Origin of the sequence: Oceanispirochaeta sp., from assembly GCF_027859075.1 — a bacterium.
Lineage (GTDB): Bacteria > Spirochaetota > Spirochaetia > DSM-2461 > DSM-2461 > Oceanispirochaeta.
The window spans coordinates 1-12,933 of the sequence record NZ_JAQIBL010000357.1 but is presented as its reverse complement, the minus strand read 5'-3'; the positions used below and the strand labels follow the sequence as shown (position 1 = coordinate 12,933).

At 42.3% G+C, this 12,933-nt stretch carries 10 protein-coding genes; 2 read left to right on the top strand and 8 right to left on the bottom strand.

The annotated features are described in order from the left end of the window. Window positions 1-44: 44 nt before the first annotated feature. From PF479_RS20365 to PF479_RS20350, 4 genes are all read right to left on the bottom strand, one after another. A complete protein-coding gene (locus tag PF479_RS20365) occupies window positions 45-635 on the bottom strand; it encodes a hypothetical protein (protein ID WP_298010859.1) in 591 nt (196 codons plus the stop codon). Between the two features lie 141 nt (window positions 636-776). After that, window positions 777-3,722 carry a PAS domain S-box protein gene (locus tag PF479_RS20360; RefSeq protein ID WP_298010857.1) on the bottom strand — a complete coding sequence of 982 codons (2,946 nt, stop codon included), beginning with the start codon at window positions 3,720-3,722 and terminating at the stop codon, window positions 777-779. Between the two features lie 125 nt (window positions 3,723-3,847). Further along, entirely contained in the window at window positions 3,848-4,333 is a 486-nt protein-coding gene (locus PF479_RS20355; RefSeq protein WP_298010856.1) for a hypothetical protein, read from the bottom strand. Between the two features lie 376 nt (window positions 4,334-4,709). Continuing rightward, on the bottom strand, window positions 4,710-6,188 hold the full coding sequence (locus tag PF479_RS20350) for a DUF2779 domain-containing protein (protein WP_298010854.1): 1,479 nt from the start codon (window positions 6,186-6,188) through the stop codon (window positions 4,710-4,712). Between the two features lie 239 nt (window positions 6,189-6,427). On the opposite strand from PF479_RS20350, the gene PF479_RS20345 reads away from it, so the two are divergent. Beyond that, a complete protein-coding gene (locus PF479_RS20345) occupies window positions 6,428-6,637 on the top strand; it encodes an AraC family transcriptional regulator (protein ID WP_298010890.1) in 210 nt (69 codons plus the stop codon). A 7-nt stretch (window positions 6,638-6,644) separates the two neighbouring features. Here the strand turns inward: PF479_RS20345 and PF479_RS20340 are convergent, their stop codons facing one another. From PF479_RS20340 to PF479_RS20325, 4 genes are all read right to left on the bottom strand, one after another. Beyond that, window positions 6,645-7,724 carry a sugar ABC transporter permease YjfF gene (locus PF479_RS20340; RefSeq protein ID WP_298010852.1) on the bottom strand — a complete coding sequence of 360 codons (1,080 nt, stop codon included), beginning with the start codon at window positions 7,722-7,724 and terminating at the stop codon, window positions 6,645-6,647. 7 nt (window positions 7,725-7,731) lie between these two features. Further along, the gene (locus tag PF479_RS20335; protein ID WP_298010851.1) at window positions 7,732-8,811 is read right to left on the bottom strand and encodes an ABC transporter permease; all 1,080 of its coding nucleotides are present in this window, start codon (window positions 8,809-8,811) and stop codon (window positions 7,732-7,734) included. After that, a complete protein-coding gene (locus tag PF479_RS20330; RefSeq protein ID WP_298010849.1) occupies window positions 8,811-10,313 on the bottom strand; it encodes a sugar ABC transporter ATP-binding protein in 1,503 nt (500 codons plus the stop codon). Before PF479_RS20330 ends, PF479_RS20335 begins: the two co-directional genes overlap by 1 nt. Before the next feature lie 115 nt (window positions 10,314-10,428). Next, complete coding sequence (locus tag PF479_RS20325; RefSeq protein ID WP_298010847.1) at window positions 10,429-11,415, bottom strand: substrate-binding domain-containing protein; 987 nt, start codon at window positions 11,413-11,415, stop codon at window positions 10,429-10,431. Window positions 11,416-11,970: 555 nt separating this feature from the next. Between PF479_RS20325 and PF479_RS20320 the strand changes: the two genes are divergently transcribed. Next, window positions 11,971-12,774, top strand: a complete 804-nt coding sequence (locus tag PF479_RS20320) for an SDR family oxidoreductase (protein WP_298010845.1) — start codon at window positions 11,971-11,973, stop codon at window positions 12,772-12,774. The last annotated feature ends 159 nt before the right edge of the window (window positions 12,775-12,933 follow it).

The window sequence follows — 12,933 nt, the reverse complement described above, 5'->3', positions numbered from 1 at the left end:
GATGGATATTCTGTTAAATCGTACCGAATAATCCTCCTGGACCTTCACTCCAGAATTATTAACAGATAGAATCTCTTACTGAATAAAGTGTCAACAGTCATGAAATCCATACTATAGAGTGAGTCCCAGTGGGATTTCAGAAACTTCTTCCAGCTTCCTGTGGCCTGGATCATTCCTAACTTTCTGAACTTCTGGATTATTTTGTTGACGGTTGTGTGGTGGATCTCGATATCCAGTTTCTTCAACTCATCAGAGATCCTTCTGCACCCCCATGAGGGATTGTCTGTTTTCATTTCCAGAATCAGCTTCTTGAGCTCAGCGTTAACAGGTTTGCGGCCTCGTTTCTTATGCTTAAAAGGCCCCTGTTTCTTGATTAACCGTCTTTGCCATTCCAGAAGAGTTTCTGGTTTGACAATAGAAAGATGTGAAACAGCTCTTTTTGAGATGGCAGCAATTAAAGATAGACAAAACCTGTCTGTGTTATTTGAAGTAATCCTCCTTCCATGGAGGTTCAAATGTCTCTTCAGAATCTCATTTTCTTTCTTGAGTAGAAGGAGAATAAAGAAATATTCTTTCCGCTTCTTGAAAGTAACAGAAACCAGGGCTTTAAGCAGACTTACAGCAAAGTTGAACATGTTTTAATTATCGGAATGTGGAAAATTTTCGCTATTAAAGAGTCCGATGAAAAAACTACACCACGATGTTTTGTTGATAGGGAAAAGAAAGGTAATAAGAAGTTTTGAGAACAATTTCTTTTCACAAACATAATGCCTTTGTTATTTACCCTTCATATGTTTTTCAAGCATCTCCGATAGTTCATCCATCATAAAAGGCTTACAAATACTTGCACTGAATCCGTATTCCTCAGGATTCGCAATGACAGGGTCTTCCGAATAACCGCTGGCTACAAAAGCGGGAGTCTCGGAACATATTTTTCTTATCTCTTGGATAGCTTCCTTCCCTCCCATTCCTCCAGGAATAGTCAGGTCAAAAATCATTCCGGCAAGTTTCCGGTTTGCCTTGGTTTCTATCTCAACGAAATCAACGGCATCCTTTCCATTCTCTTTAAGTACTACAGTATATCCAAAGGATTCAAGCAGTTCTTTCATAATCTCCCGAATCGTTTCTTCATCGTCCATGACTAAAAAAGTGCCGCTTCCATTATGCATATCTATAGATTTACCTGCTTTTGATGCAACAGGATTGAGGACCGCGGGGAGGTATATATGGAAAGTACTGCCCTTGCCTGGTTTTGATTCAACTTCTATGCACCCGTTATGTCTACTAATAATTGAGAAACTGGTTGCCAGGCCCAGTCCGTGGCCATTGGGCTTTGTTGAATAATACGGAGCGAAAATGTTTTTTAGGAACTCTTTTGGTATTCCTATCCCCTGATCTTTTATTGACAATTTTACATAATTTCCGCCGGGAAGTGTAATATGCTCATTTTCTGACAGTGAAATATTTATGGCTGAAACCAATATTGTTCCACCCATCGGCATGGCTTGCTGGGCATTTATAGTAAGATTATCGATAACCTGGCCAATCTTATTCTTATCAAAATAACTAGCCCAAAGATTTTCCTGAATCTGAAAACGGCTCGAAACCGATGATCCGCTCAGTGCAAATTGTGTGGTTTCCTGAATGAAGGGGAAAAGATATTCAACATTTTTTATAGGAGCACCACCTTTAGCAAAGGTCAGTAATTGCTCTGTAAGAGCGCGGGCTCTGTCGATATTGTTTACTGATTTTGCAAGGTAGGAAGAGATATTCTCCTCCTTGGTTTTCATCATTGCTAATTCGGTATATCCAAAGATGGCACCGAGAATGTTGTTGAAGTCGTGGGCTATACCACCTGCAAGAATGCCGAGAGATTCCAACTTTTGTGAATTCTGAAAGGCATCTTCGAGTTTTTGCTTTTCTGTCATGTCCCGGAAGACAAGTACAACGCCAATGATTTGGCTTTCATTATTTCGGATAGGAGCGCCGCTGTCGGCGATGACAATTTCTCGGCCATCTTTTGCTATCAGGCAGGTATGATTTTCTAATTCAATAATACTGCCAGTGGCTAAAACTTTTTCAACCGGATTTTCACATTGTTCCCGCGTATTCTCATTGATGATATTAAAAACCTCAGGCAGGGGATGTCCAATAGCATCATTAGAACTCCATCCCGTTAATGCTTCTGCAACTTTGTTGAGCGTCACAACATGGCCCTCTGTGTCGGTGGTTATTACACCATCTCCAATACTTCTTAGGGTAACCGCAAGTCGTTCTTTTTCAGCAGCAAGAGCAAGGCCTGCATTCTTACTCTCTGTGATATCCTGTATTGCCCCATGCATTCTGATGGGAGTTCCTTTTTCATCAAATTCAAGTTCTCCTGTACCATGAACCCAACGTTCTGCACCATCGTTAATGCGGATTATTTTATATTCACGATTGAAAGATCCCTTCTCCTTCACAACGTTTTCATGATAATCAGATATTTCTTTACGGTAGTCGGGATGAATAAAATTGGCCCAACCCTCTATGGTATGAGGATAGGTTTTATCTATACCAAATATTTTGTAAAATTCCGGCGAAGTGACCCATACGCTTTTATCGAACTCATTTAAATTCAGATTTGTTGAATAAGAACTGATATGTGCTACAGATTGTGAACTGCGCATCATTTCTTCACTTGCACGCAGTGCTTCTTCTGCCTGTTTACGCTCGGCAAGCATCCTGGATTGTTTGATGGAACTGTAACTCAGGGATGAGATAATCCCGGCAAGCTTCGAGTAAAACTGCATGCCTTCATTAACAGCTTCCTCACTGAACCTTGGAACCCGGTCGAGGGCGGCAAGGTACTCTTCCTCATCAAATCCATATTTTCGGGCCTGCTCTCTGAATTGTTCAACATCAGGCTCCTCTCCTTCGAGGAAGTACTGCCCCATAAAAAGATTTCCGACATGCCTCCCCCCAACGATAAGAGGTGTTACAGTGTCCCACATATTGTTTTTGCAGTGGTAAGATTGAAATGTACCTTCGGGCACACCTTTTGTTAGGATGGTGTCACTTTCGATACAGTTTTTAAGAGTATCCGGATTACAGCGGTGAAATTTTGTACAGATATCCTGCCATCCTACAGCAACCAATACTTTCCCTGACACATCGAGTACAGCCCCGAGCATGCCGGTAAGATTGTAAAAAATATCCATAATGTCCTGCAAAGCTTCCGTATCGATAATGTCAGAAAGTTCGAGTGTGGTAATATCCCCATCGGGTTCTGTAATAGCTTTAAGTTTGTTTTTTACAGCCGCTTCACTCAGGAGCAGTGCTTCTTCTGTCTGTTTTCGTTTGGTGATGTCTTTTGTAAATCCAAGATATCTGGTTTCAGAAAGTTTAACGGCATCCACCAGCCACCACCGTTTCGATCCGTTTTTATGAAGGAATTCTAATTCTCCACTTGCTCTACCTGTGTTGCGGACTTCTGTAAAATGCCTGATTCCTTCTTCTATTCCTTCAGGTGGAAAGAGCTGATTGATGGACATCGATAAAAGTTCTTCCTTGGAATAACCTGTAATTCTTTCTGATGCAGTATTTACTTCCAGATAACGTCCATTTTCATCTGCCACAAACACTCCATCAGGTGCATTCTCAATATAACTGCGAAATTTATTGTCACTTTCCTGGAGTGCCTTCTTTTTTTCCTGGTCCTTTTCTGAATCCTTTTTGTTCATGGCAAACTCCTGTTCTGTGTTCTTGATGAATCCCCCTATTAAATTGAAAATGATCTGAGAGGGCAGGGTGGACAGATAAACCCAATTCAGAACTTAACATCAAAAAGGAATAAGAGAATATTGAACTATGTCGCATCGAAGGACTTACAATCAGTTTTCAATTTTTTTCCGATGCTTTCGGTTTCATCATATTCTAGAATCTCAACATCATTTGGGATTAGATGTCTATAAGTCCTGACATAATACTCCGCAAGGGGCTCCTTACGTTTTTGACTATAATCCTTAAAGATAAAAAAAATCTTCCGGTAATCATTTGGTGTTAGTAAAAAGTAGTACAGAGCTTCATTCCATACGGTCATTTTCGCAGATGGGACATTATCATTGGGATGGGGCCATTTATGGGACTTACATTCGACAATGATTTTCTCCGAGTCTGAACCCAGATCAAAGGCATAGTCATTTTGGATTTCATCAATTCCAATCAGTAGTTTGAAGTTCTGATACAGTGAAATCCCTTGCTTTCTGAAGTATTCCATAGCAGCCAATTCAAAGTCATTGCCGGCTTTAGCATTTGAGGTAGCGCCTTCTCTTTGATTATTTGTATCTCCCATCACAGCCTTCTTTAAATTGATTCTTGTTGTCCTGATTATTTTAGCATTGAATACAGAAACCTTCCTTTATTTTGAATATGAATTCATTCTGAAATAATAATCTGCCCCACCAGTAGAACTGAATAGTAAAAGAATTACCACATTCCAGCCCGTGCTATGGTTTTTTGATTTCAAGCACTTGAACGGTAATGTTAACCTATGCGGAGGGATCATCCCCTTCACTCGATCTCAAAACCGGACGTGAGACAATCACCTCATCCGGCTCCTAAACAATGAATGACGAAACCTTTCCACATTCAATCTGTTGGGGAAATCTGCTGCACCTACCATTCGTCCCCGGTTATTATAAAAACTTGTTCAATTCCAATTTGTCCCATCAATGGAACTTTATGGCAAGAGGCTCAAACCGGCAATATAGAAAAATTTCCACATTCCTCAGGACCTTCAATATCTCTACCATAGCCAGAGTATCAAGCTCACAGTATTTCAAGAGAGCAGTCCTTGTCTCTGAATCATCTGCATCCATTTGAGAGTAGGCAGTCATAGCCCCCAATCCATCATGGACCAAGTCCAAATCCTTATAGGCGTTTTCCATTTCAGGAATAAGTGCAGGCAATACTTTCTTAATTGAGTATTTCCCACCCATAGCTGGAGTGTAATAGGACTTGTTTATGAAGGGGATGATTAAATCTACAATCCTCTCCTTAATCTTATTCAGAGTTTCAGCATATTGAGGATATTGAGCCGCCAGATTCTTCAAAATCCCTTTCTCAAATGACATGTTGTAGACCAGGACAGAGCCTTCTCCTGCAATATCTTGAATCAGATTCTCTACCAGAAGTAGCCGGGGATCTTCACCAGGGGGAGCCAAAAACTCCTTATGTTCCAACCTTCCATCCTCATATTCAATATGCAGGGAATACTGGAAGGGGATTTGTGAGTATGGTTTAACTCCAACCCATTCCGGGATGGCATGTTGGAAGGCTTCAAAATCCAGGTGTGATATGGGGTAGGTGATGTCCGATAGGAATTGAGATATCGCCTCTTTATCAATAATTGTCTCACCACTCACCTGAATCATCTGTCCTGGATTTAAGTCTTTATAATCTGTAATTTGGTGGAACTCAACAATGCCCTGATTATAGAATGCCATCTTCTTTTCCATGGTCAAACCAGCAATGTCAAAGACTGAAGGGGAGGGGATGTGCTGCCAGCAATGCTTCCTGGCTTCACATGGATATGGATTGGTGCAGTAAGCTCCGATAGATACAACCGGTTCTGAGCCGTGTAAAATATCTTTTTGATTTGTTACTGTTTCAGGGATTAAGGACTGTAGTTTCTTGATTTGTTTGGTGACATCATTTATGAGGAAGAGCTGATTGATATCCAATTCCTCTTCTCTGACATAGTCATTGTTAAGGTTGATGATGTTGGCAGATTTAATATTAAACCCCAGCCCGGAGAGAACGTAATATTGGATGGAGAGGTCATCCAAATGAGTCTTCTTAACTCCGGTGGTGCTCTTCACTTCAAAGACATCGACCAAGCCATTATCAATCTGGAATATGTCTACCATAATCTGAACATCATCATACTCGAAAGTGGCTTCAAAAAGAGTTGCTGCTCCAGTATCCTGGTAGGCTTGTGTGAGGGTAATTTGTTCTTCGGGAGTGGTGTAAGGAATTTCAATTCCATCCGGGAAGAGTTGCCAGGCTAATTTCCCAACATCTTTTCCCTGTTCCTTCCGAGTAGATGCTGGATTAACATCTGATAGTAATTCCGGCTGGTGGATTTTAAACCAGAGAGATTTTGTGCATTGGAGGCCTCTGATATAGAGGGATTTTGAAAGATGCATTTAATCATTATAGGCTGTATTGGAGATTCTCCGAATGGTGAAAGGATTTGGTATTCACTGCTGAAAAGATGTCTTCTGTCTATTAATTTTATATTCTTAGGAACTGCATATTAAGATTGAATATGCATATATTATCGGAATGTGGAAAATTTTCACTATTAAAGAGTCCGATAAAAAAGCTACACCACGGGCATGTATTTTAGGGATGAAATGCTCAAAAATTATTTTGGCGGTAATTTATTGTCAGTACGGGTGAGACTTTCATCGAGTATCTGACTTCAGTCCGGATAAGCAAAGCCAAACTGCTTCTTTTAAACAATAATATGAAGTGTGCTGATATCACATTCGAAGTCGGATACAACGATCCTCATTATTTCAGTTATATCTTCAAGAAGAATACTGGAATATCACCCGGGGGATTTAGAGCGTCCCATCAGACCTCGAATTGACACATCATTAGTTTACGGCCTTTTCCTTGCCCATCAGCCAGGCCGGCAGTGCTATTTTTAGTTTCTTTTTGTCACGCATAGACATAACAACGCTTTGCAGGACAATAAAGAGATACAGCAAAAGTCCGCTTATTATCGCCTGATAATTTGATTGGACACCTCCCGCCCTGATCAGTTCGTTGATAATTAAAAGGGTCAGTGTGCCTATTGGCGCACCAAGCAGGTTGCCCACACCACCGTTGAGCAGAGTTCCGCCTATTATAGCCGAGGCTATGGCTTTCATTTCGAACCCTACTGCATTTCCGATATTGCCGGCTCCTGTTGTCATGATGAACACAAAACCTGAGATACCGGCTGTGATCCCGCATATCAGGTATGTGATGAATTTCGTCTTTTTAACGTTGATACCGAGCATCCTGGCGCTATTCTCGTTGCCGCCGATAGCATAGACATTGCGTCCGAAACGCGACCATTTCATAAAGGCGGCAAAAAAGGCAACAAGGACAACCACAACTATAACACCTGGTTTAATCTCTAATGGGATAAAAATGCCCAGTCTGTTTACCCGTCCAAGCCAGGGAACCACTATATCAAAATCCCGCAGGGAAACAAATTCAGGCATGGTTACATTGATTGGATTTTTGTGGAGGGTTGTCAGCAGCCCCTTTCCCAGGAACAATCCTGACAGTGTTATGATAAATGGCTGTATTTCAAGATAGGCAATAAGATACCCCTGCAGGAGACCAAATGCTGTTCCAATGCTGACTGAAAGGAGCAGGGCACCCCAAATACTGCCCATTTTGGATTCAAGCAATACAGCACAGGCCATAGTTACCAGACCACACACTGAACCTATGGAAATATCGATGCCGCCTCCGATCATAACAATGCATAGGCCAAGGGTCATGATGATAAGCGGAGCATTCAGGCTGAACATGTCAAAGAATGTCTGGAACTGCAAGAAACTGCCTGGGAAACTTATAATGGCAGATAAATACATGAGTACAAATATTCCTGAGGCAATGACAAACAGAAGATTGGAATTCGATAGTCTTGTTTTGAATTTTGCTTTGTTGTGAGATTTCATACTACTACTACTCCACCTTCTTCGTTTCAAGAGTGCTGCTCACGGGAACGCTTTTAAAAAGTCCCCAGGTCCTGACCCTGTCTATGGTTTTCCCGGCATAAGCTCTGACTACAGGTGATGCAACGACCATGAGGATCATGATGAAAACTGCCTTGAAGGCCGGAATCGTCTCGGATAAAACCTCCAGTCTGAGCAACGTTCTGTTTAATACCTCTATTGTGTACGCTCCGATAATAGAACCGGTGATGCTGAATTTTCCTCCGACCAGTGAGTTACCGCCTATTGCCACAGCGAGAATCGCGTCCATCATTATTAGCTTGAGCAGATTAACGCTGTCGTGGCGTCCCGCTTTGTTGACTGCAATGAAACCCGCGACCGCTGTACAGATTCCCATAATCAAAAATGTCAGGAAAATAATCTTTTTCGGATTTATACCGTTCAGACGGGCAGCACTGGGATTGATTCCTACAGACTCCACATAGAGCCTGAGGTTTGTAGTTTTGAGCACTACAGCGATGATCGCAATGAAGACAACCGTCAGTATTATGGGAGTCTGTATTGGCACTCCCGGGATTACCGTGCCGATTTGATTCGAAATATCGTTCGCCAGTATGGGGGATAATTTACCATCAATCATAAAAGCGATGGACCGGCCTCCGGTAAACAAAATGAGAGTCGCAACCATCGGCTGAACATTGAATATCGAAACCAGGACTCCGTTGAATGCTCCGACCAATAATCCGGCTACACAGCTAAGGAGAAAAGCCCCGGCTATTGTGAACAATGTGACATCGCCGCCGGCTTTCAGGACGAACATGACAAACACGGCAGAAGTAATGGTGGAAGCCACACCGACGCTGATGTCCTGTCCTTGTGAGGCAGCAGTAACCAGAGTCATGCCTATTGTCAGAATAACCAGCTCAGAGGCGCCGAACAGGATATTCGGTATGTTCCCGTAAAGTGCTCCGTTTACCACGGAGATACTGAAATAATCAGCCCCTTTTATCAGGTTAATGATAATGAGTAGAACCATGACCGATACAGGTAGGAACAGATGAGAGAATTTAGCTTTCAACATACGCATCATTACTCACCTCCCTGGGCTATTTTATGCATAACATCATTCTCCGTCACATTCATGCCACTGAGTTCCCCGATAATTTCACGGTCTTTCATGACGATCATTCGGGAGCAGGTTCGGATCATTTCATCTATTTCCGAAGATATAAATGTCAGGCTCATTCCCTCTTCGGCGAGCCCTACCACAAGTTTCTGAATCTCTACTTTGGTTCCCACATCGATTCCTCTTGTTGGTTCATCGAGAATCAGGTACTCTGGATTTGTAAGCAGCCAGCGGGCCAGAATAACCTTCTGCTGATTGCCTCCGGACAAAGATTTGATTGGCGTTTCAGAGGATGGGGTCTTTATGTTCAGTTTCTTTATAAACTCATCAGCAAACTCTTCTGTTTGTTTCCGCGAGAGAGGCTTGAAAAAGCCTTCTAAAACCTGAAATGCCAGAATAATGTTGTCCCGCACAGAAAGGTCAGCGACAATGCCGTCGCCCTTACGGTCTTCCGGAAGATATCCAATTCCCTGTTTCATGGCGTGTATAGGCGTCTTGATTTTTATACTCTTACCTTTCATTTTGATTTCACCGCCTGTCACCTTGTCAGCGGCGAAAATGGCACGGATACTTTCGCTGCGTCCGGATCCGAGCAGACCGACAAATCCGTTTACTTCACCTTTTTGTATTGAGAAGTTGAAGGGTCTTACCCCCGCATCACTCGAAATTGCCTTCGCTTCATAAACTGGCTCGTTCGTATCGGATGGTGCAGGCTCATGTTTTTTTATATTTGAGACATCATCAAGATTCTTACCCATCATCTTTGCGATTAGTTCGATCCGGGGAAGAGAAGATGTCTCATATTCGCCGATCAACTGTCCATTGCGAAGTACTGTTATCCTGTCTGTGATTTCGTATACCTGTTCTAGAAAATGGGTTATGAAGATAATCCCCACACCCCGTGATTTCAACTGACGCATAAGCTCAAAGAGCTTCTTCACCTCGTCATCGTCAAGAGATGATGTAGGCTCGTCCAGAATGAGAATCTTGCAGTCCATATCGACCGCACGTGCAATTGCAATCATTTGCTGGATTGCAAGGGAACAACTTGTAAGTTCCTGAGTCGGGCTCGCAGGAATACCAAGGGAGTCGAGCAGTTGTGAAGCCTTTTCGTTCATATGCTTCCACCCGATAAAAGGGGTTCGACCCCTACCTATAAACATATTCTCTGCCACAGTTAAATTGGGGCAGAGAGATATTTCCTGATAGACTGTACCTATCCCTGAGTTCTGCGCTTCCTGGGGTGATTTAAAGTGAATAGGGCTTCCATCCAGGACAATCCGGCCGGCGTCTTTTTCGTAAACACCGGTTATGACCTTAATCAGTGTAGATTTTCCCGCTCCATTTTCGCCCATAACGGCATGGATCTCTCCCCTTCGGAGTGCAAAGTCTACAGTATCCAGAGCTTTTACCCCTGGAAACGATTTACTTATTCCTTCCATTTCGAGTATGTTTTCTGGCTCCAATCGAAGTTCTCCTTGCTGCTGTATAAACTAATTGCGGTGCGTTGTGTGCGGACTTTCCCCGCATAACGCACCGCAGATATAAATTCTATATTGTAAAATCGTACAATAAACTTAATTACCTTGTTACTACACCTTTTCCGGGATCAGCATTGATTCCCCACTGGTCTATAATTTCATCGGTTATTGTATCTGTAGTAACCAGCAGTTCTTCCTGATACTGGACTCCACTGGGGAGTATACCACTCTCGATCCACTTGGCAATCTCGGCGGCCTGACGAGGATTACACTGCATATTGGCATTCCAGTAACCTTCCTGTACGTTTCTTAGTGCAAAACGGTTGAAGTCAAAACCAATTACCTTGACATCGCCGTTCTTTCCATGGGTGATACCGGCTGCTTCGAGAGCCTGAACAGCGCCTTGCGCCATACCGTCATTCTGTGCGTAGATTACGTTGAAATCCTTTCCTGCAGCAATGGCAGCTTCAACAACTTTACGGGCTTCTTCAAGACTCCAGCTGTCACCACCAGTTCCATCAGCCACGATATTGAGTTTACCTGCTTTAGCAGCCTCGAGGACTGCGGTGCTTCGACCTATTTCAGCCGCGGACCCTAATTGACCGCGAATAAGAACTAGATTGATTTCATCCAGATCCTGGTCTAAAACCCATTCTGTTGCCATTTGGCCTTCATAAGCCATATCAGAAACAAGAGCTGCCTGATAGTTTGATTCGCTTGTATCAATTAAACGGTCAAAGAGAATAACTTTTACACCTGCATCTTTTGCAGACTTCAAAGTGCCGTCCCATCCTGACGCGTTTGCAGCAGAGATCAGTAGATAGTCTACTCCGTCACGAATATACCCTTTGGCCGCAGCGATCTGCTCACTGTTGCCACCGGCATTGGTCTGTTTTGCGTCATATCCTTTTTCAGTTGAGAAGACAGTGTTCATGGCATCAACATTGGCCTGTCTATAGCCGGATTCTTCCGGCGGCAGATTTACGATACCAACCTTGGTTAAACCTGAATCCTGCTGTCCATTAGCAAACAGAACAAACGGACATAATGCGAGTAACAAAACCTGTATACATAAAATTTTTTTCATGTAATCCTCCTTGGGGAAATAAGTGAATGAGATTAAAACTAATATTCCAGGCTAAAAATCAAAAGAAGAGATTTCTCTCTACGTAAAGTTCTGGATACAATGTGAGCTATTCAGTCTGAAACAGTTCTAATCATTTTTTAATGCAACTCTGTATTGCGATTGATTCATATTATGTCTCCCTGCATCAGAAGTACATGAAGTATTTTCTCCATTTTTGTATAAAATATTCTTTATTTACTTCTGACTGAGAAAGGTGGTGCTGAAATGTGGGATTTCTTATCCAATACTTTCAATATCTTACGATTTTGAGTCCTGTGATGAAAAAACAAGTATCAGATAGGATCTAGTTCTGGACATCATACCAAAAAACATGCCATTTCTTTGTGTGCAGATGTGTATGTTAGTGTTCAGTATACGGTTCCCTTTACAGGGAATGATTCGAACGACTGAGTCACCTGATAAGGATGATATTTTTCGCAGGCTGGTTTAGACGCCCTGATGGTCTGTTTTAGTCCTGGCAGACCGACATCGGATTTGTAATATGAGGTTAAATAAATGAAAAATAATGTTGTTGTTATTACTGGCGGCTCTAGCGGAATAGGAAAGGCGCTGGCAGCTGAATTTGTACAAAAAGGCGCTCATGTAATTATTGGATCTCGTCGTGAAGATGTTCTCAGGGAAACAACTGCCGAACTGATAACTCTGTCAGTACGAAAAGATCAAAGGATTGACTTTCACACTCTTGATGTGACAGATAGCGAGTCTATATCAGCATTTATTAATTACATTATCGATTCATTTAAGAAGATTGATGTGCTCGTGAACAGTGCAGGGTTTGCTCTTTGTAAAGAGATTGAGAAGACAACTTTAGAAGAGATAGAAAACCAGAACGAATCAAACTATCTGGGAGTGATCCGTATGATAAAAGCAGTAGTTCCTTCTATGATGATACAAGAATCCGGGCACATCATAAACATAGCGTCTATGGCCGGTATAATGGGAGTCTATGGCTATACAGGATACAGCCCTTCTAAATTTGCAGTGGTAGGTTTATCAGATGTTCTCCGCATCGAACTTCAGCAATTTGGGATCAGGGTTTCTGTGGTGCTGCCTCCAGATACAGATACCTACTCTTATCACCATGAGAATCTGACAAAACCACTGATAACTCATAAAATCTCCGGGACGGTTAAATTGATGCAGCCGGAGGTTCTGGCTGCTCATATTATGATGATGATAAGCAAAGGTTCATACCGGATAATACCGGGGGTGTCTTCCAAGGTTGTGTATCATCTGAACAGACTTTTTCCTGATCTGCTATATTGGTATTCCAGGCAGATCATCAGAAAAGTATCTTGAAAAGTCTCCCGTACAATTTAATATGCTTTCTGCGAGCGGGGTAGGGAGAGGTTTGGAGAAGATTTTCTACATTTAAAATAGCCAATTTAGAAGGGCATAAAACCAGCAATCATAAAGTACAAGGCGTCAAAAAGAGCGTCAGCACCCAAAAGGATGCTT

What these genes read in the sequence shown, in the direction of transcription:
- PF479_RS20365 (WP_298010859.1), bottom strand. Translation starts at nt 635, where the DNA reads ATGTTCAACTTTGCTGTAAGTCTGCTTAAAGCCCTGGTTTCTGTTACT.
- PF479_RS20360 (WP_298010857.1), bottom strand. Translation starts at nt 3,722, where the DNA reads ATGAACAAAAAGGATTCAGAAAAGGACCAGGAAAAAAAGAAGGCACTC.
- PF479_RS20355 (WP_298010856.1), bottom strand. Translation starts at nt 4,333, where the DNA reads ATGGGAGATACAAATAATCAAAGAGAAGGCGCTACCTCAAATGCTAAA.
- PF479_RS20350 (WP_298010854.1), bottom strand. Translation starts at nt 6,188, where the DNA reads ATGCATCTTTCAAAATCCCTCTATATCAGAGGCCTCCAATGCACAAAA.
- PF479_RS20340 (WP_298010852.1), bottom strand. Translation starts at nt 7,724, where the DNA reads ATGAAATCTCACAACAAAGCAAAATTCAAAACAAGACTATCGAATTCC.
- PF479_RS20335 (WP_298010851.1), bottom strand. Translation starts at nt 8,811, where the DNA reads ATGATGCGTATGTTGAAAGCTAAATTCTCTCATCTGTTCCTACCTGTA.
- PF479_RS20325 (WP_298010847.1), bottom strand. Translation starts at nt 11,415, where the DNA reads ATGAAAAAAATTTTATGTATACAGGTTTTGTTACTCGCATTATGTCCG.
- PF479_RS20320 (WP_298010845.1), top strand. Translation starts at nt 11,971, where the DNA reads ATGAAAAATAATGTTGTTGTTATTACTGGCGGCTCTAGCGGAATAGGA.